Source organism: Gilliamella apis, from assembly GCF_002142155.1.
In the GTDB taxonomy this organism is placed as follows: Bacteria; Pseudomonadota; Gammaproteobacteria; order Enterobacterales; family Orbaceae; genus Gilliamella; species Gilliamella apis.
On record NZ_NASD01000017.1, the window covers coordinates 21,688 to 45,955 of the forward strand.

A 24,268-nucleotide genomic window follows, 5' to 3' on the forward strand; every position below is an offset into this window, starting at 1 on the left:
GATCTATCTGTTAATCCTAATTTAAAATTTACTTTTGTTCTTTTTATACTATTTTGTATGCGTGTTAGTAAAAAAAATTTCATGATTTCTTTTGATGAAATTCAATATGCAAGGTTATTTAAAAGTGTATTCATATCCAGTGTCTTGTTGTTACTTAATGTTTTAATTTTTTTACTTCTTAGAGGAAAGTCTAGAAGTTTTTATTTTGATTATTCCTCGTTAATCTTAGATTATATTAAACTGTTTTTTTTAGTTGTATTTTTTCTTTTATTAACTTATCTAATTTTCAATAAAGTGACTAAATATTATTTTTTAAAATTTGATAATAAAAAATAATCAATGGAATGGAGTGTAATATACATATGGAAAAGAGTTTTTTTAAACTACCGTTGATAGGTTGTTTAATCTATTTTTTGTTAAACATATTATTGAATATATTTTCTTTATATTTGCACGCAGATGAACTTTTCTTAGGTAATTTTACTTGGTATGTATTTTTTAATGTACCTTTTTCATCTTTATTACAGTTTTTTTTTCAACACTATTTTATAGATTCCTTATTAGTTTTTGGCCTTTTAACTCTATTCTTTCATTCTGTCCATGTTTATGTTGTTAATAAAGTTAATATTATTTTGTTGATTATTATAATGTTGATTTATTGTATTGTTGCCTATTTCATAACAATTAATACGAACGTTTATTTAAAAATAGAATCGCCTTTGTTTCTAATATTTTTTAATATAGCATTTGCTATTATCCGTTATGTACTTGATGCTTTACTTTTATATTATTTGATTGTTTTTTGTAAAGGTTATTTTATTAAAAGCCAAAATGAGTTTATTTTAACGAAAAAAGACTCCCCAAATATTCACTTCGTTCTTTTTTCTATTTTTAGTTGCTTTATATTGATTAAATCTTTTATCTTTCTAAATCGAGCCTTTTTAAATGTATTTAATGGTTCTATTTATAATTATTTAACGGCTATTTATTTGGTTGCGATATTATGTGGTTTGGTATTAAGCAAACAATCTTTTCATGTTTTCTTTGATAAAATTCAATATGAAAAACTTTTTAAAAGTGTATCAATATCAAGTGGTTTAATTTTCTTCTTTATTTTTATTGCCTTTACTATCATTGATAATAATCCATCAAAATACTATATTGATTCATTTATATCTGTTTTTAACAATATTAATAAATTACTTTTAGTGATATTGCTTATTTCATTGATTTGTCTAACTATTAATAAAACAACTAAATATTATTTTGGTAAGGCAGTATTTAGAAAGAGTCAAAATTAGTTAGATTCATTATCTAATTTGGTTTTCAAAAAATTACAGATTTCATTTTGTGATTTTAGTTGCCTGATTTCCGGTAATACTATTGATGCTTGTGGGTAATATTGTCTTAAATAAGCTAACCACTGCTTTATCCTAGCCGAATGGTAAAGTGGTTTAGCATCTTCGATGGATGTCATTGCATAACGAAGCAGTAATTGTATAACTTTATGCCAATTTAATGGTGAATGATTAAAACGAATTGTATTGGCTAAATTAGGAATATTAAGTATTCCTCGTCCTAGCATAATGTCATTTGTATGACTTTGTGTTATGCAATTTTTAGCATCTTCAGCAGAAAATATTTCGCCATTAGCAATAACCGGAATGGTTAATTTTTGTTTAATTTTACCAATGGTTGGCCAATCAATTTTCTCGGCTTTATATCCATCTATTTTGGTTCGTCCATGAATAACAATTTCATTAGCACCAGCTTGTTCAATTGCTTCAGCTATTTCGTAACAGTGAGATTTATCATCCCAACCTAATCGAATTTTAACAGATAAAGTTGAGGCAGAGCCAATTGCTGTCCTAACTTGAGTTACAATATTAAATATTTGCTCAGGATATTGTAATAAATAAGCACCACCATGGCTGCCAACAACGGTTTTAGCTGGACAACCAAAATTGATATCTATGCCATAAGAACCTAGTTCAAGCGCTTTAATGGCATTTTCAGCCATCCATTCAGGAGATTGTCCTAATAATTGAACTCGGACTGGTGTTCCTGATAAGGTTTTTCCTTCATTATAAAGTTCTGGACATAGTCGATAAAAAGTTCGGTTTGATAATTTATGCTGAGTTACTCTTACAAACTCAGTGACACAATAATCAAATTGATTGATTTCAGTTAATATTTGCCGCACATGATAATCAAGAACCCCTTCCATTGGTGCTAAAATGATGCGATTTATTTGCATTTTAGCTCCTGTTTAGCATGTTGGTTTCCACACACAATACAATTAGTTTGTTTAGTAAATATGACTTGGTTAAATTCCATCGTCATAGTATCAATCATTAGAACTCGACCAATTAAAGGTTTTCCATAATTGGTAAGTACTTTGATTGCCTCTAGAGCTTGCATTGAACCGAACATGCCAACTAATGGTGCCATTACCCCGGCTTCAATACAAGTCAGCTGGTTTTGCCCAAATAATTGACTTAAGCATTGATAGCATGGTTGATTATCTTGATAATTGAATACAGTGAGTAAACCTTCCATGCGGATTGCCGCACCAGAAATTAATGGTTTCTTTTCGAGAAAACAACAGCGATTAATTTGTTCACGGCTGGTTAAATTATCGGTGCAATCAATAACGATATTATGTTGTTTGATTAGCGAAATTAGCTCATTATCACTCAGTTTCTGATTAATTGTTTCAATAATCATATCGGCATTAATATTACATAATGCTTGTTTTGCGACTTCAACCTTATACTGATTTATTGATTGTTGAGTATATAAAATTTGTCTATTTAAATTCGACGCTGATATTGTATCAAAATCAATCAATGTTAGTTTACCGATGCCTGATGCTGCTAAATAGACGGCAGCAGCACAACCTAACCCGCCTAATCCTATAATTAATGCTGTACTATTTTTTAAAATTTGCTGCTTATCGATATCGAATCCATGCAAAGTGATTTGTCGGTCGTAGCGTAGCAATTCTTGATCAGAAAGCGTTAACATATGAAGTGATAGTTATTGTTGATAATGATTTGTATAGTATAACAAAAACTTGGCACATGATTGTGCCAAGTTTTTAATTTTATTTATCAAAACCAGATAAGAATGTTAAATATTCTTCTTTTGTCATAAGTGGCTTGTAGTTTGCCATTAGTGTTTGAGCTGATTCAGCATCATCATAAAGTAAATCAATAATGGTACAGGCCATCATTTGTGCAGGGCGGATATAAGCCATATCTTCATCAAATACGGTGTAATCTTTACCATGTAACACGCCTCTAACCGAACCAATCCAAGGGTGACTTACTGGCATAATATGCGATAGATCACCTGTGTCGGTACTTCCTGTCATATGAGGTGCAATTGAAACATTTTCTTCACCAATTAAATTTTCAGCATTTTGTTTTAGAAAATCATTGAGTGTTGGATTATTATTTAACGGCAGATAACCTGGAAGATCTTTAATTTCACAAGTAGCACCAACAGCCATTGCTCCTGCCTTTAGTGCTTGATTAATTCTTTCATTAGCATCAATCATGGCTGGTACATTACCTGCTCGCACATAACTTTCCATTCTTACATCGCTTGGTACAACATTTACTAAATCACCACCTTGGGTAATAATTGGATGAAAACGAATATAATCTTTTTCTTGAAATGTTTCACGGATAGCATGTACACCCATCATTCCCATCATAGCTGCATTTAATGCATTTACACCAGCATGAGGAGCTGCGGCAGCATGGGATGCTTCACCTTTATATTTAATTAGTTTACCAATAAAGCCATTGCTTGTAGTTGAGATCTCAATAAAACCATCTTGGCGTTCAGCAGGTACACTGGTTAAATGTATTTGTAATGCCATATCAACATCATCAAAATCACCGCGAGCAATCAATTCTGGTTTGCCACCAATGTATTTGATTTTACCTTCTTCAATTAATCGATTGCGATAGGTTATTTCAACATATTCTTCGGCTGGGACAGCAAATGGTACTACATCACCAGCTAAAAATTGCATGGCACCTGAGTCAATTAATCCCATGGTAACCGCCATCATGTTGGCTATTTGGGCATTATGTCCACAGCAGTGAGCTGCACCTGATGTTTCATCAGCAGCTGGGTGGTCGGCACAGATGATAGCATCTAGCTCACCAATAACCGCTATACTATATTTGCTACCTTTACCGCCTTTAAGACGACCTTTTACTCCGGTTAAGGCTAATTTATTTTTAAAAGGAACACCTAATTTTTCAAAAGCATCTTCTACTTTTTTAGCGGTTTTATGTTCTTTGTAACCAAGCTCTGGTTCTGACCAAATTGCTTCGGCAATTGACTTGATATCTGCTTTTCGATTTGCAATTGCATCGCAAACTTTTTTCTTTAGTTCTTCTTTTGTCATAAATAAAATCCTTATCTAAATTTAGATAACGCCTTCCCAGTGTAGTGTGACTTGAGCAATTATAGCAGCAAAAATAAATGTACCAGAAAAAACGGCTAAAGATACAGGAATAATGCGCCAAGATATATTTTTAAATAGTGCAAGATCTTTACCGATAGCCAATCCTGCATAAGCAAGTATAGGAGTACAAACAGCAAGTAATGACACTTGATCAGTAATTGCAACAATTTCTTGATGGTATGGGAATATTGGTGCTGACATGATAGCTGCAACCACAGATACCCATAAAATTACCGGTAATTTATTAAATCCGGGTAACTTACTGATTAACAGTCCTACAATAGAGATAATAACTAGCATCGCTACTGCTTCAAGCGATGAAATCAAATCAATTTTATATCCCACGGTGTTACCAGCTGCCATAATAATGGCGACTAGAATAAATACAAAAATCGTCTCAAAAATCTTCATTATGACATCCTTATTTCTTGCGTCGGAAACGGTCTAAAGTGTTATACATAAAAGAAGCGAAAGGCAAAGAAAATAGTGTGTAAATATACATGCCCACCATTCCCGACATTAAATTCGCTGTGGTAGCATAAGCATTAATGTTTTCTGATAAGTCAGGGTATAAATCACTTATTGGTGCAAGTGAGGCTGCCATCATACTTCCACTACCTACGCCAGCTCCCATTGCTAGCGCATATGGGTGTAAAATGTTCAATTGTGCTATTAAGCTGGCAAGAATACTCATCCAAATCGCACCATAAAGCGTACCGCAGACATACATAGCCATGACACCTCGACCTTCGGGTGAATCTAAACCATATTTATCTGCAACTATGGCGATATTAGGTTCGCGAGCTACCGAATAAGTAGCCCCAACGGCTTCTCGTTTCATACCTAATATCATTGCTAATGGTAGGCCAAGTAAAATGGTTCCGGCAAAATGACCTAATTCTTGAAAAATTAGGGCTAGCTTGGCATCTTCTAAAATCATATCAATTTTCGGGCCTACAGCTACACCAAGTTTTGCCACAAGTAGAATTAATGTAACCATCATCACAAGACTTGCATTTTGCATATTTTTGTTGGTTAATATTTTTAGTTTTGGGAAGCTAATGATGCCACCAAAAATCATTGCATATAGCATTGGATAAACGGCAATAATCCATATAGTTTGTCTACCGATAAGCTCACAAATAATTACTACTAAAAAGGCAATTAAATGCAATTTATAGTCTCGTAAAACTTCCATTCTTGCTCCTTCTTCATTTTTTTATCTATTTTTACACTGCACTTCTTATACTACGGTTGCTCCTAAGGTATTTTGAAAATGCTTTAAAGCCCATTGATGGCCAATGGGATCAAAGCTTGCAACAGCATTTTGATGAATAACTAATTTATAACCTAAGTTATAGGCATCTACAGCCGTATGTAAAATACAAATATCAGTACAAACGCCAATCAGATGGATTTCAGTGATATGTCTTTCGCGTAAACGGAGGTCAAGATCCGTACCACAAAATGCTGAGTAGTGACGTTTATTGATCCAGTAGATATTGTCTGAATATTGATGTTGTTGGTAAAGTTGCTGTAATTTACCAAATAATTGTTGGCCAACAGTCCCAACAAGATTGTGAGGGGGAAATAGCGAATTTTCCGGATGGTATTTATCTAAAGGTTCATGAGCATCAATAGCAAAAACGATAAATTCATTATTGTTAATAAATGATTGAGTTATGTTTATCATTTCTGATTCAATTTGTTGACCTACGGAACCGGTTGTTAAAGCTCCATTATCAGCAATGAAATCATTAGTATAATCAATTGAAATTAAAGCTTTCATATCCAATAAACAACATTTAAATAATCCTAAAGCTTATTAATAAATATCAGATATGACAAGTTATTAAATTAATCATTTTTCAAATTTATTTATAAAAGATGTATTTTGGTTAATTATCTTATTGAATTTAAATAAATTTACAAATGATTATATAAATTAAAATTATTATCATAAACTGAGTATAAATAAATTAAATAAGGATTATTTTTATAGATAGTCTTTATCCCCCGATAAATTGCTCTATAATAATTATCATTTTTGATAATTGTACACAGGATATATTTAATGAGAACAATTTATTGCGGACAATTAAACGCAAGTTATATTAATCAAGAAGTCACGCTATGTGGATGGGTCAATAAACGCCGAGATTTAGGTGGAATGATTTTTATTGATATGCGTGATCGTGAAGGAATTGTGCAAGTTTTTTTTGATCCTGATTACCCACAAGCACACGAATTAGCTGGCGAATTACGTAATGAATTTTGTATTCAAATTAAAGGAAAAGTAAGGGCAAGACCTGAAGGTCAAGTTAATAAAGATATGGCAACTGGCGAAGTTGAAATTTTGGCTACTGAGCTGACTATTTTCAATCGTAGTGATGTCTTACCTCTTGATTTTAATCAAAACAATAGTGAAGAACAACGTTTAAAATATCGCTATATTGATTTGCGTCGACCAGAAATGTCTACCATTTTCAAAACTAGAGCCCAAATTACCGCATTTGTTCGTTCTTTCATGAATGAACATGGCTTTTTAGATATTGAAACACCAATGTTAACCAAAGCGACGCCGGAAGGTGCTCGTGATTATCTTGTACCAAGTCGTGTTCATAATGGTGAGTTTTATGCACTTCCACAATCACCACAACTGTTTAAACAGTTACTGATGATGTCTGGTTTTGATCGTTATTATCAAATTGTTAAATGTTTTCGTGACGAAGATCTTCGTGCTGATCGTCAGCCAGAATTTACTCAAATTGATGTTGAGACCTCTTTTATGAGTGCCGAACAAGTGCGTGAAATTATGGAGAAAATGATTCGCGAACTTTGGTTACATGTAAAAAATATCGATTTAGGTCGTTTTCCAATATTAACTTTTGCTGAAGCAATGCGACGATTTGGTAGTGATAAACCAGATTTACGTAATCCACTGGAAATTATTGATGTGGCTGATTTAGTAAAAGATATTGATTTTAAAGTATTTTCAACACCAGCGAATGATCCAAAAGGCCGCGTTGCACTGCTTTGCGTACCAAATGGTGCACAATTAACGCGCAAACAATTAGATGATTATACGCAATTTATCTCGGTATATGGCGCTAAAGGTATGGCGTGGATAAAAGTTAATGAACGTAACAAAGGTTTAGCTGGTGTCCAAAGCCCAGTAGCTAAATTCTTTAATGAATCTCAAATGGAAGCTTTATTGAATCGTGCTGATGCTAAAGATGGTGATATTTTACTATTTGGTGCAGATAGTTATAAAGTTGTTAGTGATGCATTAGGGGCCTTACGTTTGAAAGTCGGTAAAGATTTAAGTATAACTGATGAGAATAAATGGGCAGTACTTTGGGTTGTTGATTTCCCAATGTTTGAAGAAACAGAGGAAGGCTTAAGTGCTATGCATCATCCATTCACATCACCGAAGGATTTCACGCCAGAGCAATTAATTAATAATCCTGAAAATGCGGTAGCTAATGCATACGATATGGTTATTAATGGTTATGAAGTAGGTGGTGGTTCTGTACGTATTCATCGAAGCGAAATGCAACAAGCTGTATTCTCAATTTTGGGTATTAATGAAGGTGATCAGCGTGAAAAATTTGGTTTCTTACTTGATGCACTAAAATATGGTACACCACCGCATGCAGGTTTAGCCTTTGGCTTAGATAGATTAACTATGCTGTTAACTGGAACTGATAATATCCGTGATGTTATTGCTTTTCCAAAAACAACTGCAGCAACATGTTTGTTAACTGATGCACCTAGTCCAGCTAATCCAGCAGCGTTAAAGGAACTTGGTATTGAAGTGAGCCAAAAGTAACGGTATTTATATGCAAAAGTATAAGAACCCTGAGTCAGTTTTAGTTGTTATTTATTGTAAAAGCACTCAGCGAGTTCTTATGTTGCAACGTAAAGATGATCCTAATTTTTGGCAATCAGTTACAGGTAGTTTGGAAAAAAATGAATTGCCTAGGGATACGGCAATTCGTGAGGTTTTTGAAGAGACCGGTATAGATATTAATGGAAAAAATCTTAAATTAATTGATGCAAAACATGTGGTTGAATTTGAAATTTTCCCTCAGTTTAGATATCGGTATGCACCAGAAGTAAAGATAAATAAAGAGCATTGGTTTTATTTACCTCTTTGTGATGAGGTAACGCCAGTACTTACTGAACATTTATCTTATCAATGGTTAACTATAAATAGTGCAGCCAATCTTACTGTATCACCAAATAATAGTGAGGCTATTGGTAAAATTGGTTCAATTGAGAAAATTAATTTAAGAGATCAAAAATGAAATTTAATCAATATATCTTTTTGTTGTTTAGTTTATCCTTTTTAATATCAAACAGTTATGCTGAGATAAATATAAAAAGGTGCAAAGTTAATCAAGGTGACTACATCATTTTTGATGAGTATGATTCTCAAATCGCCGAAAAAATCATCGATTATAAATTACATAATCAACCCGAGAAACGAGAAAATAGTATTATTAAAATTTTCGCCAATGAAAATAGTGATGATCGTAATTATTGGTTAGCTTCGATTCAAACTGATAATAAAACTGAAGATTATTTATTTTATCAAGTAGATCAAAATAAATTTACTGAAATTGATCAGCAACAGTTTCAAATTTTATTACCTAAAATTGTTGGGTGTAATCAGATCAAAGAAGTTCCTATATATAGTGAAAATTTCGATGCAGATTAATTAATATTTATCAGCTTGTATTTGATTAATGTAATTTAGAGTTGAAAGGAGCAATAATGGCATTATCTAATTTTCGGGATTTTTTAGATTACCTTGAACAGCAAGGCGAACTGAAACGAATTAGTTATCCGGTTAATCCTCATCTTGAAATGACAGAAATCGCTGATCGTGTATTACGTTCACAAGGTCCGGCATTATTGTTCGAAAATCCAATTGGTTATAAAATCCCAGTGTTGTGTAATCTTTTTGGTACGGCTAAACGAGTTGCTATGGCGATGGGGCGAGAAGAAACTACAGAATTGCGAGCAATTGGCGAATTGCTCGCTTTTTTACGAGAGCCTGAACCACCGAAAGGTATTCGACAATTTTTTGATGTTTTGCCTAAATATAAACAAGTTCTCAATATGCCGGTAAAGCGTCGTTCTTCAGCACCTTGTCAGGAATTAATTTTTAAAGATGATGAAGTCGATTTAACTCAATTACCTATTATGCATTGCTGGCCAGGAGATGTAGCCCCACTCGTAACTTGGGGGTTAACAATAACCAAAGGTCCTCATAAAGAGCGTCAAAATATTGGCGTTTATCGCTTACAATTATTAGGTAAAAATAAATTAATCATGCGTTGGTTATCACATCGAGGTGGCGCGCTTGATTTTGCTGAATGGCAAAAATCTCATCCAAATGAAAATTTTCCGGTTAGTATCGCAATAGGCGCAGATCCGGCAACTATATTGAGTGCCGTTACACCGGTACCAGATACATTATCAGAATACGCTTTTGCAGGATTGTTACGAAATAGTCGAACTGAAGTTGTTAAGTCATTATCAAATGAATTAGAAGTGCCAGCAACAGCTGAAATTATTCTCGAAGGTTATATCGATCCCAACGAACTTGCTGCTGAAGGCCCTTATGGTGATCATACTGGTTATTATAATGAAGTTGAAAAATTTGCCGTGTTCACGGTAACTCATTTAACTAGACGCAAAGATGCCATTTATCATTCCACTTATACCGGTAGGCCACCAGATGAACCGGCAGTAATGGGATTAGCATTAAATGAAGTGTTTATTCCAATATTACAAAAACAATTTCCTGAAATTGTTGATTTTTATCTTCCACCAGAGGGATGTTCTTACCGAATTGCTATTGTCACAATCAAAAAACAATATCCAGGGCATGCCAAAAGAGTCATGATGGGTATTTGGTCCTATTTAAGACAATTTATGTATACTAAATTTATTATTGTTTGTGATGATGATATTAATGCAAGGGATTGGAAAGATGTTATGTGGGCTATATCAACAAGAATGGATCCACACCGAGATACTACATTTGTTGATAATACTCCAATTGATTATCTAGACTTCGCTTCACCTGTATCTGGTTTAGGGTCTAAAATGGGATTGGATGCTACAAATAAGTGGCAGGGTGAAACAAATCGAGAATGGGGAAGCATTATTACTAAAGATGAAAAAGTGGTTGCCCATATTGATAAAATTTGGCAGGAACTTGGTTTGTAATATATTTAACTAATTAATGGGAAAATAATGGATAAAGTTAATTGCAAAACAAAACTATTCCCTTTTGGAGCAATTATGTATAATTATTGCCAATATTATGGCATTTAGACAATTATGAAAAAACTTCAAATTATATTGGCTTTGATGTTATTTATCTCTTGTGGAGTAATGGCAAGTGAAGCTAAAACACAGCCTGATACGGAATTAAAAGTGAGCGACCCAGGTTCACTAATACCTTCTTTATTGCTTGCTGCTGAAAAGGGTGATATGCAATCACAATATAATCTCGGTACCATTTATAAACAAGGGTTAGGTGTTGAAGTTAATGATTTAAAAGCATTTTTTTGGTTCAATAAAGCTGCGGAACAAGGATTAGCTAAAGCACAAAATAATTTAGCTTATATGTATCAAAATGGATTAGGAACCAAAGCGAATTTATCTGAAGCATTCAAATTTTTTAAATTGGCAGCTGATCAGAATTATCCTTTAGCTAAATATAATTTGGCGTTAATGTATAAAAATGGTGAAGGAGTTGCTAAAGATATTTCTGCTGCGATTAATTATTTTCGTCAAGCAGGTGATCAGGGTATTTATGATGCTTACTTAAATTTGGGTATTATGTACTTTTTTGGTGATGATGTAGAAAAAGATCGAATGCTTGCTGCTGATTGGTTTAGTCAAGCAGCGAAAGATAATAATGCTGAAGCACAATATTATTTAGGATTAATGTCTCAAAATGGTGATGGTTTAACTCAGGATTATGTTGCTGCACTTTATTTTTATACGCAAGCTGCAGAACGTGGACATATATTGGCCATGTATAATTTAGGTATTATGTATGCAACAGGCTCAGGAACAAGACCTGATAATACTCAAGCAGCTCATTGGTTTACTAAAGCTGCCGAAGGCGGTAATGCTGATGCCCAATATAATATTGCTGTTATGTATGATGTGGGTGGTGGTGTCCCGAAAGACGAAAAGAAAGCTATAGATTGGTATAATAAAGCTGCCAATCAAGGAAGTGTTGATGCTCAATATAATTTAGCTATTAAATATCTTGAAGGTCAGGATATTAAACAGAATATTAATTTAGCTATCTATTGGTTCACTAAAGCCAGTGAGCAAGGTGATGAAGATGCTAAAGCATATCTGGAACAACTTTCTCAAAATAAAAAGGGCGAATAGCCCTTTTTTATTATCCTGAATTTCGCATTCCTGCTGCAATACCTGAAATTGTTATCATTAATCCTTGTTCAACAATACTATTTTCATCATTATTTTTACGAGAACGACTCAATAATTCGGCTTGCAATAAGTTAAGTGGTTCAATATAAGTATTACGCAATGCGACTGACTCGGCAATCCATGGTAAGTCAGCCATTAAGCTAATATCATCCGTGATGGTTAGTACAGTATTGATATCCTCAGTTAATAAATTTCTTAATTCATCACCTAATGGCCATAATGTAGAGGAAACTAGACGTTGTTCATAATATTCATGAATATTTGGTGCTGCTTTGGCATAAACCATTTCTAGCATTCCTAAACGAGCATTAAAAAATGGCCAATTATGATACATATCTTGCAATTGCTCTTTTTTACCTTCAAGGATAACAACTCTAAGTGCACTACCTGCACCAAGCCATGAAGGCACCATTAAACGGTTTTGAGTCCAAGCAAAAATCCATGGTATTGCACGTAGGCTCTCAATTCCACCACCTGTTCGACGTTTTTGTGGACGGGAACCTAATGGTAATCTACCTAGTTCTGCTTCTGGTGTAACTGCTCTAAAATAATCAACAAATTCAGCTTTTTCTCGAACATAGCTTCGATAGCATTGGCAAGAATAATCTGACATTTCATCCATAATATCTCGCCAGACTTGCTTAGGCTCTGGAGGTGGAAGTAAATTTGCTTGTAAAATCGCTGATGCATAAAGCATTAAGCTACTAAGTGCAACCTCAGGTAAACCAAGCTTAAATCTAATCATCTCGCCTTGTTCTGTAACACGTAAACCACCTTTAAGTGATCCTGGTGGTTGTGAAAGTAAAGCCGCATGAGCTGGTGCACCACCACGTCCAATTGAACCACCACGACCATGGAATAATACTAAGTTAATATTATATTTTTCAAATAAATTGACTAGTTCTTCTTGTGACCGATATTGTGCCCATGACGCAGCAAGTGATCCTGCATCTTTCGCTGAATCTGAATAGCCAATCATTACCATCTGTTTGCCATTGATCTTTTCACGATACCAAGGAATATCTAAAAGTTTTTGCATAACAGATTTAGCATTATTTAAATCGTCTAAGGTTTCAAATAAAGGTGCAACAGGAATATTTTTTTGGCAATCAACACTTTTTAGAAGTAAATAAACTGCCAAAATATCAGAAGGTGCTTTGGCCATTGAAATTACATAAGAAGCAATTGATTCCTCACCCGCTTTTTTAATCACTCGGCAGGTATCTAATACTTCTTTTACCATTTCATCTGGTTGCCAATTATAAGGAAGTAATGGTCGATTAGATTGCAATTCAGCTAATAAAAATTCCTGTTTTTCTTCTTCTGTCCATGAGGCATAACTACCTAAATTAAGTTCTTTAGTTAAGGCGTCTAATGCTTCTGTATGTACAGAACTATCTTGGCGAATATCTAATCGAACTAATTGCAATCCAAAGCTTTTAATACGTCTTAATGTATCTAATAATGGCCCATGAGCAATAGTTGACATGCCATTCTCTATTAAAGATTCATAACAGATATAAAGTGGTGTCCATAATTGTTCATTTTTAGTCAAAAGATCGGCTGGCGCTAAAACTTGCTCATTGTTTAATAGTGAAATGATATAACCGTGGGTTTTAACTAAACGAGATCGTAGTTGTTTCATTACGGCTCGGTAAGGCTCTGATGCAGTTTTATTTTGTTCGTTTAATAAATCAATAACCGATTGACTACATTCTGTCATGGATAATTCACGAACTAGAATCTGAATATCCGCTAAAAATAATTCAATTGCTTTTAATCTGGCTTGTAACATGACCTTTTCTGTCACCTTAGCTGTGACATTTGGATTGCCATCTCGATCTCCGCCCATCCATGAGGTAAATTTAACTGGTACATGTTCAACGGATAGCTCTTCATTAAATGAATCAACTAGTTGATCATTGAACTCACGTAAAAATAGAGGAACACCTTCCCATAAACTATCTTCAATAACCGAAAATCCCCATTTAGCTTCATCAAGAGGTGTAGGGCGTTTTTTACGAATTTCGTCGGTATACCATGCTTGGCAAACGAGCTGTTTTAAACGACGCATAATCCGTTCTTTTTCATAATCGGCTAAATCATTATGGTCAAGTTGTGATAAGCAACTATTAATTGCGGTATAAGTATTAATCATTGTGCGGCGATTGATTTCGGTTGGATGAGCAGTAAGTACTAACTCAATAGATAAATTATCAATCGCTTGTGAAATAGTCTGAGGAGCAAAATTTAAGTTTTTAAGTGATTTGAATAATTCAGTCATCTTTTTAGGACTACTTGATGCTTCGCCATGAGGCGAAATACCATAATACTCTGCTGCAGTGTTAACTAAATTTAAAAACTGGTTAAATGCACGTGCAACATGAAGTAGATCTTGATCATTAAGATTCTCAATTAACTTAAGTAATTCATTATGCGCTTGTTTATTTCCTTGTTGCGCCGATTTGGATAACTGACGGATTTTTTCGACTAAATCGAAAGTTTCATTACCTGTTGCGCGTTTAATTGCATCGCCTAATAGGGTGCCTAACATATTGACGTTACTTCGCATTGATGAGTATTGATTATTCATTCTATTCTCTACTTGTTTATATTTTTGCCTAAGTGCGTTTAAACTGTATGATTAAAATGACAATTTAAAGAAAAAGGTATAAATATAGATTAATTGCTCAGGATACATACTTTATAACAATGTTGTATTGAATTTAAATAATAAAATTTTATGGATTTTATTATTTCTATTGTTTTTATTATATTTGCTAAATAAATATTCTTACTATTATGAAAAGTTAAAATTTTATTTAGAAAGACTTTTTTGTATTAACACTGCGTTAGTAAACTGTATATTGTTGTCAATTAAGTATATACTAATGTCATTATGAATAAGTATTGGATGAATTAATGATCGTTGTTTTTTATATCGCATCGATAATTGCTGTTTTTGCAAGTATAAAAGTGATTTTTTGTCGGCGAGTAGAAAAAGCAATTTTATATCTGGCTATATCACTTTTTGCATCAGCATTAATATTTATTCTCCTTGAAACATATATTTCGGCTGTTTTATATATTCTTTTTTTTATTGGTGGAGCTGTCATTCTGTTTAGGGCTGTTTCTTTAATGCTCGAAATGCGTCGTGACAATGTTGAAAATGGTAAACATGGTATCAGCCCCAAAATTTGGCTAGGACCATTAGTTTTAGCATTTATTTTATTAGTTGTTCTTATTTATGGCGTAGTAAGCACTGACTATACACAGTTCACGGAATCTCATGAATTGATGCACCAAATGTCAATCTATGCTTATGTATTAATGGCTGAGTTAGCTACATTTTTATTATTAGGTGCTGCAGTTATATCTTATCATTTTATGCATCGAATGCTGTCGGAGAAATAATGTGATACCACTTATGTATGGTTTGATTTTTGCCTCTATCTTATTTGTAATAGGGCTTTTAGGGGTAATGATTAGACGTAATCTCTACTTCTTATTGTTAAGTCTTGTCATCATGAATAATGGAGCCATTGCAGCACTTTTTGTTGCAAGTAGTTATTGGCAGCAATCTGATGGAGAGGTGCTTGCTATATTAGCGGTAACGGCGGTATTAGCTCAAATATCTGTCGGGCTTGCTTTACTGGTAAAATTAATTTATCGACGTAAAAACTTTAATATTGACTCATTGAGTGAAATGAAAGGATGAATTTACTTTATTTAACTATCATTGTTCCATTATTATCTTTCTTGATATTAGTCTGTTTTGGGCGACAAATACAATCCATTAATGTGATGTTAATCGGGATTTGTACGATGTTTCTTGTTGGATTAATAACAATATTTTCTTGTATTGATTTTACTACCAATACTGTTCCAGATATGACATTGGTTTATACAAGAAATTTATGGACTTGGTTTTCAGTCGGTGATTTTGAAGTTCCTATATCTTTAACACTAGATGGCTTATCACTAACATTCTTAGTATTAATATCATTCTTTGGTTTATTGATTTATTTTTTTGCCGCCTGTTATTTAAAATCGAGAAAAGATATTTATACTTTTTATGCATATAGCAATTTACTTATAGCAAGTGTGTTAACGGTTGTTCTTGTTGATAATTTGTTTGTGATGTTACTTGGTTGGGAAGGGGTGAGTATAAGTACTTACTTACTTATTGGTATCTACTACAAACAAGCTCGCAATAGTTATGCTGCCGTTAAAGCATTTGTTATGATGCATTTAACTGATATTTTTCTAATCATAGGTATATTCTTACTTTATCAGACTTTAGAAACATTAAAAATTAGCGATATTTTAATAAAAGCGCATAATGATTTAGCTGTTGATTCAGATATTATTTTTTGGATTACGTTAATGTTATTTCTTGGCGCTATGAGTAAATCTGCGCTTTTCCCAATGCATTCATGGTTCAAAGAAACAACACTAGCACCGATGCCAGCGGTTGCGTTATTGCAATCTTCTACTGTTATATTTGCTGGTGTTTATCTGGTCTTAAGACTAAGCAATCTGTTTATGATGTCAAGTGATACGCTTAATATAATGCTTTTATTTGCTTCTTTGACTGTTATTTTTGCCAGTAGTATTGCTTTGGTTCAAAATGATATAAAACAGATTATAACTTATATCAATTTAGCGCAAATAAGTTATCTATTTTATGCATTTTCGACCCAGAGCTGGAATTTGTCATTAAGTTGTTTGATTAATTATGCTGTAACTAGCACATTACTCATTCTTGCTTCTGCAATTTTAATCAAACAGTGCCAAGGTGAACGAGACATCAATAAACTTGGTGGCTTGTTAAAGTCTAATCGAGTTTTATATGCAATCTTCTTAGTAATCATGTTATCACTTAGTGCCTTACCGTGGGTGTCAGCATCATTTTATATTAAAGGTGATATTATTTGGGGATTAATGGCTCAAGATAGCTTAATGGCCGGTACTATCGGCTTATTAGGTATTTTATTGTCTAGTTTATGTATTTGGCGATTGATATTTTTGGTTTTCCATCATTCAATTAAAATTGAAAAGATAATAAGAATCAGAAAAATAAATTATTATCCGCTTTTTATCTTATTGATATTTACTACGGCACTGTTTATTTACTTGCCATTGCCGATAAAAGGGATAATCCCAATAGCCAATTTAGATACGCAAGGTCAGATCCCATTTAGAATATTGCTGTGTGCAGTAACCTTATTAAGTTTAGTCATTGCCTATATTCTTTATGCTCATCCGAACGCTGAAGTTCATGAAATTCTCAATACTCCGATGATCAAATCGTTAGGAAAATTATGTAAAAGTGATTGGCGATTTGACTATTTGTTAAATAATGTTTTTGTAAAACCATATATTTATTTAGCAAACTTACTGAAAAAGGATCCATTAGCCTTATGGGATGATTGGATTATGTGGGGGATAAAGAAAATAAATGCTTATATTGTCAGTTTAGAAAACGGACAAATAAGATGGTATATGGTTTCAATGGTAATAGGTAGCATTATTATATTAATGTTATTGATTTTTATTTGATAAAGGTGTGAACTTAATGTTGTTATGGCTTGTTTTCTTACCTGTAATTGGCGGATTTATTGGTTGGCTTTGTCATGTATTTTTACAGAGAATCATGACTTCAACCGATATACAGTTGCGTTGGCAACGTTTACCAATGATGATTGCTCTTACAACCATATTAATCACGTTTATTTTGGTAATTGTTTTATGGGCAGATGCAAGCAGTTCTTTAGAACAAAGTCCAAACTGGATTAAAGAAGTTAATATTGATTGGATCCCTTTACTTGGTATTCATTTTCATTTGGTATTAGATGGTTTATCTTTGATTGTTATTAGTTCAACACTCTTTGTTGTATTGTTAGTTATTGTTTATTCTAGTAAAGAAAATCTTAATAATGTCGGATTATTTTATTTATGTGTATTATTTATGGCATCAGCCATTATGATGTTATTTGTAATCACTGATCTGTTTTTAATGTTTTTCTTTTGGGAAGCGGTAGCTATTCCAATCTATTTTTTAATTTCGTTGTGGGGCAGACGAGATTTAAATTCACAATTACGTTTTAATGGTGCTAGCAAATTTTTAATTTACACTCAGATAAGTAGCCTACTAATGCTAATATCGATTGTATCATTGGCCTTAATCAACTGGAACATAACGGCGAAATGGACTTTTGATTATCAAATTTTAACTAATACGCCGATTTCAAGTAATACCGAATTTTTATTAATGCTAGGCTTTTTAGCTGCTTTTATTATACGTATTCCTTTAATCCCTTTTCATAATTGGTTTATTGAAGCACATATTGAATCGTCAACAAGTGGTTCGATGATGATAAGTGGTTTGTTAGTTAATACAGCAGCATTTGGTTTATTACGTTTTGTGATCCCACTTTTTCCTAATGCTTCGCTAACAATTATGCCGTTTATTTTAGTGTTGGCTATATGTACGTTGTTTTATACCGCTTTACTTGCTTTTAATCAGACAGATATTAAGAAGCTGATTGCTTATATCCATATTGCTTTAATGGGATTTGTCACGGCTATTATTTATAGCGGCTCAGTTATTGCTTTCCAAGGTGTTGTTATTCAAATGATAGCTGTTAATTTAGCTATTGTTGGTATGTTTATAATAAGTGGTTTGTTAGCAGAATGTTATTTAACCCGAAACATTAATCAATTCGTTGGATTAAAAGAGCAAGTAAAGTATTTGTCTTCTTTTACTCTATTTTTTATGTTAGCTGTGTTAGGTATTCCAGGAACGGCTAACTTTGTTGGTAATTATATGATGTTATTAGGTAGTTATAACTCATATCCTTATTACACTATCTTACTGGCAATTGGATTATTGTTATTGTCGATATCGTTAATTATTCGCATGCAACCTATTTTTTATGGCGTAGTTGATAAAATTACGGTTACAAAACACTTGCTGAGTAAAAAAGATATTTTTCTATTGTCTAGTGTGCTTATTGTATTAATTTTTATTGGATTATATCCAAAAATGGTTTTAGATATGTCTTATTCTATTGTCAACCAAACACTGCAATATATAATTACTGAAAGAGTGGGAGAGTAATAACTTATGATAGCTTTATTGCCAATATTTATATTGAGCTTTGCCATAATAGTTTTGCTCATCGCATTATTTATTTTCAAAATAGATACTAAAAAATGTGCTACTTTAACCATATCGGGATTAATTTTTGCATTAGTTTTCTCAGCAATTTTGGGGTATAAAATTTCATTTAATACCCAAGCAATATCAGATATTAGTAGTGACAATATGCAAATATCTGTTTCTTCGCCACTAGATACTAGTGATAAAACGCCTGCAACTGAACAAACGGTAGCTATTGATGCCGTACCTACAGAACAAGAAATCACTACTTCGGAAAATTCGGAAATTACAGAGTCTGTTACAGAAAATAATGATATGGTTGGATCGTCACCTAATGTAGATGATACTCAGCAGAATGATGCTAATAACGAATGGGGAGCTCATCATGTTACTGCGTTATTTACTTGTGATGGTTATGGGTTACTTTATACCAGCTTAATTTTAATCATTTCAATTGTGGTCGCATCATTAGCTTATCGATGGTTTGTACAAGAAGAAATCAACCATGGATTATTCTATATAATTTTACTATTTATGACATTAGGCGGAATCACTTTAGTTTATGCTAGTCATTTAATGTCATTCTTTCTTGGAATTGAATTACTTTCGATTCCATTTATTGGCTTAATCGGCTATCAATACATCCAAACCCATGCGCTAGAAGCTGCGATTAAATATATGATTTTGTCTGCCATTGCTAGTTCATTTTTGTTAATGGGTATTGCTTTTTATTATGCTACGACTGGCGAGCTGACATTTAGTGGTTTAAGTTATCAATTATCAACCATGACCTATCCAAGTACATTATTATTAATTGGTATTTGTTTAATGTTAGTTGGTATTGGTTTTAAACTTTCGCTGGTACCTTTTCAACTTTGGTTACCTGACGTTTACCAAGGGGCTCCGACAGTTGTTTCATTACTACTATCAACGGTAGGTAAAGTCGCCGTGTTTTGTGCTATTGCCAGACTATTTTTATTAGCACCAATAGTAAATAATGAAACAATCCGTATTATTTTGGTTATTATGGCCTTTTGTTCAATTTTATGGGGAAATTTATTGGCATTAATGCAAAGTAGCTTAAAAAGGTTATTGGCTTATTCCTCAGTTGCCCATTTTGGCTATCTTTTACTGGCTTTAATTGCCGTGCAGTATCAGGTGCTCGCTTTAGAAACAATAGGTGTTTATTTAATTGGCTACATTTTTGCCAACATCTGTGTTTTAGGCGTGATCAGCTTAGAATCCCATTCCAATGAGTTACAAGATCATGAAAAAGAAATTGATCTTTCAGGATTATTTTGGCGTCGCCCTATTTTAGCCTTGGCAATGGGAGTTGGTTTATTATCTCTAGCAGGTGCACCACTTACAGCAGGTTTTGTAGGACGTTTTCTTTTAGTACTATTAGGTGTGACGGCTGAGTTATGGTGGTTAATTGCTGCAGTAGTGATTGGTAGTACTATAGGTTTATATTTCTACTCACGACTTATTCTTAATCTTTATATTAGGCCTCCTACCAGCCATGATGATTTCTCAGGTAATAATTCTATTATTAAATTGAAATGGCAAGATATAAAAGTGAGTGAATTATTTATTGTTATCGCAGCATTATTAACCATGGTATGTGGTGTTTATCCTAAATGGTTATTTAACTTGGTTAGTATGGCACAATATTTAACGACTTAATTTTTTTGCTGGTTCATTGTTGGCGGGTACTGTATTTATTTAGTTAATTGAATAAAATTGTTAATAATAGCGATATTTGTTGTTAACTTAAAAGATATTGGCAAGAAATAGTTAATAATCGATTTATTTATTGTGTTATAATTCTGCACTTTAATATTTTTATATTCATTAAGAGGACCAATATGGACTTTTTTATTTCTAATGCATACGCAGCTGATGGTGCTCAGCCTGGTGGCGATTACATAATGCCAATTATGTTGGTGGTGTTTGGGCTATTTTTCTATTTTATGATTATGCGTCCACAACAAAAACGTGCTAAAGCACATCGTGAGTTAATGGCTTCTATTTCAAAAGGTGATGAAGTATTAACTAATGGTGGACTTATTGGTCGAGTATCAAAAGTTAATGAAAATGGTTATATTGTGTTAGAGTTAAATGATACAACTGAAGTTGTTATCAAACGTGACTTCATCACATCGGTATTACCAAAAGGAACAATGAAATCATTATAATAGATTTTGCTATTATAATTCATTGTATTAATTATCTAATCCCACAAGAGAATATGTCGTGCTAAATCGCTATCCTTTGTGGAAGTACATTATGTTGGTCGTCGTGATTTGCGTCGGCCTACTTTATGCTCTTCCAAATATTTATGGTGAAGATCCCGCTATACAAATTTCAGGTTCAAATAGTGCCGAAATTAATGTTGCTACGCAAGATAAAGTCAAACAACTTTTGGTGAAAAATCAAATTGAACCTAAATCACTAGTTTATGAAAATAAATCTATTTTAATTCGTTTAAGTGATAATGATACTCAGCTGAAAGCTAAGGAATTAATATCACAAGAATTAGGTGATGATTATACTGTTGCACTAAATCTAGCGCCTGCAACACCATCATGGTTAACAATGATTGGTGCCGAACCCATGAAATTAGGGCTTGATTTGCGTGGTGGTGTGCATTTCTTAATGGAAGTAGATATGACTACTGCGTTAAGTAAATTGACAGAACAATCGATTGAAAATTTAAAAGCAGAGTTCAATAAAAATAATCTAAATTACAAAGCATTAAATAAAAGTAGTAATCAACAAATCTTAATGCAATTCGATAATACAGAAGATCGAAACAAAGCTATTACTAAAATTAATGGATTGCAAGATTATGAATTAACTTCGCAAAGTGAAAATAGCATCGTTATTAGTGTCAGCCAACAGCGGCTACAACAAGCTAAAAGTGATGCTGTACAACAAAATACCACCATTTTGCGTAATCGTGTTAATCAATTAGGTGTTGCTGAACCAATTGTTCAACGTCAAGGTTCTGATCGTATTGTTGTTGAGTTACCTGGTATTCAAGATACTGCATTAGCTAAACGAATTTTAGGTGCAACTGCAACCCTCGAGTTTAGACAAGTAAATGAAGATGGTTCAACTGACTTAGAAGCTATTTTAAAAGGTGAAATGCGTGTTCCATATGGTTCTGAAATAAAATATATGGAAAATGGTCGTCCGGTCTTACTTTATAAACGTGTAGTATTAACAGGTGATCATATTACCGATTCTTCATTTAGAGTAAATGAATATAGCCAGCCTGAAGTTTCTATTAACTTAGATAGTGCTGGTGGCAAAACTATGCTTGATTTCACGCAGAAACATCTGAAAAAAGCAATGGCAACATTATTTGTTGAATATAAAGATACTGGAAAACGTGATGAAAATGATAAACCAATTCTTGAAAAACAAGAGAGAGTTATCAATGTAGCAACGATCCAAGGTATTTTTAGTGACCGATTCCAAGTAACTGGGATTAGTAGTGTTGATGAAGCTAGAAACTTATCACTACTATTAAGAGCAGGTGCATTGATTGCGCCGATCCAAATAATTGAAGAACGTACCGTTGGTCCGTCAATGGGGCAAGAAAATATTACTCAAGGTTTAGAATCTTGTGTATGGGGATTATTAATTTCGGTAATCTTTATGTTAGTGGTATATCGTTTATTTGGTGTATTCGCTAGCCTTGCATTAGTTGCAAACTTAATTCTTATTGTTGGTGCAATGTCTTTATTACCTGGGGCAACATTAAGTATGCCAGGTATTGCCGGTATTGTACTAACTGTAGGTATGGCAGTTGATGCGAATGTTTTAATTAATGAGCGTATAAAAGAAGAGCTCAGTAATGGTCGAGGTGTCCAACATGCAATTAACGAAGGTTATGCTGGCGCTTGGAGTAGTATTTTTGATGCCAATATTACCACATTAATAACTGCGATTATTCTTTATGCAGTAGGTACAGGTTCTATCAAAGGCTTTGCCATTACATTAGGTATCGGTATTGTAACATCGATGTTTACCTCGATCGTAGGGACTCGAGCTCTGGCCAATCTTATTTATGGTGGTCGTCGCGTCAATAAGTTATCAATTTAGAGGTTTATTGTGACTATTAATAAAAAAGAAAATCATGATGTTAGAGAATTAAATCATGGACGAAGAGTACTCGACTTTTTAAAATTTGGCTTCATCGCTTTTGTTATCTCAATGTTATTGGTTGTTGCTTCATTTGTGGTTGTTCTTGTTAAAGGCTTTAATCTTGGACAGGATTTTACCGGTGGCACCACAGTTGAACTGACAGTAACTAAAGCCGTAAATCTTGATGATTTACGTAATAGTTTACGTGATGCAGGTTATCATGAACCAGTCGTTCAGTATTATGGCAGCAGTAAAGATATTATTATCCGTTTAGCCACCGCCAATCAAAATGAGGGTAGTGCATCATCTGCAATTGATAATGCATTAGGTACTAAAATCTCTAATTTAGTACATAAAGATATTGATAGTAATGCTGAAATTAAGCGAGTTGAATTCGTTGGTCCTACGGTTGGTTCTGAATTAGCTCAAGATGGTATTTTGGCGATCTGCGCCGCATTAATATGTATCTTAATTTATATTGCATTTCGATTTGAATGGCGATTTGGTACTGGTGCTGTTGTAGCATTAGCGCATGACGTCGTCATTACCGCGGGCTATTTATCACTCTTTGATCGTGAATTAGATTTAACCATTATTGCAGCAATGTTATCTATAATTGGTTATTCACTTAATGATACTATCGTTGTATTCGATCGAATTCGTGAGAATTTTAGAAAAATACGACGTGCGTCGCCATATGATGTTATCAACATCTCATTAACTCAAACATTACATCGAACCTTAATGACATCTGGCACAACGTTAGCCGTTGTTATTATCTTATATATTTTCGGTGGTTCAATGTTAAAAGGTTTCTCTGAAACATTAGGGGTTGGTATTGTGTTAGGTACAATTTCATCAATTTATGTAGCAGCATATATGTCGCTTAAATTAGGTGTGAAACGTGAACACTTTATGCCACCAAAAGTTGAAGCAGAAGGCGCGGATCAAAACGCAATTTTACGTTAATCATTCAA

Annotated in this window: 21 protein-coding genes; 14 read left to right on the top strand and 7 right to left on the bottom strand. The window is 33.4% G+C overall.

Going from position 1 to position 24,268, the window contains the following annotated elements:
• The first annotated feature begins 362 nt into the window (after positions 1 to 362).
• Positions 363 to 1,301 (top strand): hypothetical protein, encoded by a 939-nt coding sequence (locus B6C84_RS08460; RefSeq protein ID WP_086356627.1) that lies wholly within the window; start codon positions 363 to 365, stop codon positions 1,299 to 1,301.
• Here the strand turns inward: B6C84_RS08460 and dusC are convergent.
• From dusC to B6C84_RS08490, 6 genes are all read right to left on the bottom strand, one after another.
• The gene (dusC, locus tag B6C84_RS08465; RefSeq protein WP_086354313.1) at positions 1,298 to 2,257 is read right to left on the bottom strand and encodes a tRNA dihydrouridine(16) synthase DusC; all 960 of its coding nucleotides are present in this window, start codon (positions 2,255 to 2,257) and stop codon (positions 1,298 to 1,300) included. The genes B6C84_RS08460 and dusC overlap by 4 nt on opposite strands.
• A complete protein-coding gene (locus B6C84_RS08470; RefSeq protein ID WP_086354314.1) occupies positions 2,248 to 3,027 on the bottom strand; it encodes a molybdopterin-synthase adenylyltransferase MoeB in 780 nt (259 codons plus the stop codon). The genes dusC and B6C84_RS08470 overlap by 10 nt, the downstream gene beginning before the upstream one ends.
• A 79-nt stretch (positions 3,028 to 3,106) precedes the next feature.
• Positions 3,107 to 4,426 (bottom strand): amidohydrolase, encoded by a 1,320-nt coding sequence (locus B6C84_RS08475; RefSeq protein ID WP_086354315.1) that lies wholly within the window; start codon positions 4,424 to 4,426, stop codon positions 3,107 to 3,109.
• A 21-nt stretch (positions 4,427 to 4,447) separates the two neighbouring features.
• The gene (locus B6C84_RS08480; RefSeq protein ID WP_065577773.1) at positions 4,448 to 4,897 is read right to left on the bottom strand and encodes a hypothetical protein; all 450 of its coding nucleotides are present in this window, start codon (positions 4,895 to 4,897) and stop codon (positions 4,448 to 4,450) included.
• A 10-nt stretch (positions 4,898 to 4,907) separates the two neighbouring features.
• Positions 4,908 to 5,684, bottom strand: a complete 777-nt coding sequence (locus tag B6C84_RS08485) for a DUF3100 domain-containing protein (RefSeq protein ID WP_086354316.1) — start codon at positions 5,682 to 5,684, stop codon at positions 4,908 to 4,910.
• Between the two features lie 45 nt (positions 5,685 to 5,729).
• Positions 5,730 to 6,275, bottom strand: a complete 546-nt coding sequence (locus tag B6C84_RS08490; RefSeq protein WP_086354317.1) for a cysteine hydrolase family protein — start codon at positions 6,273 to 6,275, stop codon at positions 5,730 to 5,732.
• Between the two features lie 285 nt (positions 6,276 to 6,560).
• On the opposite strand from B6C84_RS08490, the gene aspS reads away from it, so the two are divergent.
• The 5 genes from aspS (at position 6,561) to B6C84_RS08515 (ending at position 11,914) form a co-directional block, all read left to right on the top strand.
• On the top strand, positions 6,561 to 8,318 hold the full coding sequence (aspS, locus tag B6C84_RS08495; protein ID WP_086354318.1) for an aspartate--tRNA ligase: 1,758 nt from the start codon (positions 6,561 to 6,563) through the stop codon (positions 8,316 to 8,318).
• A 10-nt stretch (positions 8,319 to 8,328) separates the two neighbouring features.
• A complete protein-coding gene (nudB, locus tag B6C84_RS08500) occupies positions 8,329 to 8,796 on the top strand; it encodes a dihydroneopterin triphosphate diphosphatase (protein WP_086354319.1) in 468 nt (155 codons plus the stop codon).
• Positions 8,793 to 9,209 carry a hypothetical protein gene (locus tag B6C84_RS08505; RefSeq protein WP_065650835.1) on the top strand — a complete coding sequence of 139 codons (417 nt, stop codon included), beginning with the start codon at positions 8,793 to 8,795 and terminating at the stop codon, positions 9,207 to 9,209. Before nudB ends, B6C84_RS08505 begins: the two co-directional genes overlap by 4 nt.
• 56 nt (positions 9,210 to 9,265) lie before the next feature.
• Positions 9,266 to 10,729 (top strand): 4-hydroxy-3-polyprenylbenzoate decarboxylase, encoded by a 1,464-nt coding sequence (gene ubiD / locus B6C84_RS08510; RefSeq protein ID WP_086354320.1) that lies wholly within the window; start codon positions 9,266 to 9,268, stop codon positions 10,727 to 10,729.
• A 114-nt stretch (positions 10,730 to 10,843) separates the two neighbouring features.
• Positions 10,844 to 11,914, top strand: coding sequence for an SEL1-like repeat protein (locus B6C84_RS08515; protein ID WP_065577766.1), 1,071 nt, complete (start codon positions 10,844 to 10,846; stop codon positions 11,912 to 11,914).
• A gap of 10 nt (positions 11,915 to 11,924) precedes the next feature.
• Here B6C84_RS08515 and ppc read toward each other — a convergent pair whose 3' ends face one another.
• Positions 11,925 to 14,567 (bottom strand): phosphoenolpyruvate carboxylase, encoded by a 2,643-nt coding sequence (gene ppc, locus B6C84_RS08520; protein ID WP_086354321.1) that lies wholly within the window; start codon positions 14,565 to 14,567, stop codon positions 11,925 to 11,927.
• 329 nt (positions 14,568 to 14,896) lie between these two features.
• Between ppc and B6C84_RS08525 the strand changes: the two genes are divergently transcribed.
• The 8 genes from B6C84_RS08525 to secF all read left to right on the top strand — a co-directional run bounded on the left by B6C84_RS08525 (position 14,897) and on the right by secF (position 24,260).
• Entirely contained in the window at positions 14,897 to 15,388 is a 492-nt protein-coding gene (locus tag B6C84_RS08525; protein ID WP_065577764.1) for an NADH-quinone oxidoreductase subunit J family protein, read from the top strand.
• A 1-nt stretch (position 15,389) separates the two neighbouring features.
• On the top strand, positions 15,390 to 15,692 hold the full coding sequence (nuoK, locus tag B6C84_RS08530) for an NADH-quinone oxidoreductase subunit NuoK (protein WP_065577763.1): 303 nt from the start codon (positions 15,390 to 15,392) through the stop codon (positions 15,690 to 15,692).
• Entirely contained in the window at positions 15,689 to 17,536 is a 1,848-nt protein-coding gene (locus B6C84_RS08535) for an NADH-quinone oxidoreductase subunit 5 family protein (RefSeq protein WP_065577762.1), read from the top strand. Before nuoK ends, B6C84_RS08535 begins: the two co-directional genes overlap by 4 nt.
• 16 nt (positions 17,537 to 17,552) lie before the next feature.
• The gene (locus tag B6C84_RS08540) at positions 17,553 to 19,097 is read left to right on the top strand and encodes a complex I subunit 4 family protein (RefSeq protein WP_065577761.1); all 1,545 of its coding nucleotides are present in this window, start codon (positions 17,553 to 17,555) and stop codon (positions 19,095 to 19,097) included.
• A gap of 6 nt (positions 19,098 to 19,103) precedes the next feature.
• On the top strand, positions 19,104 to 20,822 hold the full coding sequence (locus tag B6C84_RS08545) for an NADH-quinone oxidoreductase subunit N (RefSeq protein WP_086354322.1): 1,719 nt from the start codon (positions 19,104 to 19,106) through the stop codon (positions 20,820 to 20,822).
• Positions 20,823 to 21,004: 182 nt separating this feature from the next.
• On the top strand, positions 21,005 to 21,334 hold the full coding sequence (yajC, locus tag B6C84_RS08550) for a preprotein translocase subunit YajC (RefSeq protein ID WP_065577759.1): 330 nt from the start codon (positions 21,005 to 21,007) through the stop codon (positions 21,332 to 21,334).
• A 58-nt stretch (positions 21,335 to 21,392) separates the two neighbouring features.
• Positions 21,393 to 23,249 carry a protein translocase subunit SecD gene (gene secD / locus B6C84_RS08555; protein ID WP_081298790.1) on the top strand — a complete coding sequence of 619 codons (1,857 nt, stop codon included), beginning with the start codon at positions 21,393 to 21,395 and terminating at the stop codon, positions 23,247 to 23,249.
• Positions 23,250 to 23,264: 15 nt separating this feature from the next.
• On the top strand, positions 23,265 to 24,260 hold the full coding sequence (gene secF, locus B6C84_RS08560; protein WP_065650862.1) for a protein translocase subunit SecF: 996 nt from the start codon (positions 23,265 to 23,267) through the stop codon (positions 24,258 to 24,260).
• The last annotated feature ends 8 nt before the right edge of the window (positions 24,261 to 24,268 follow it).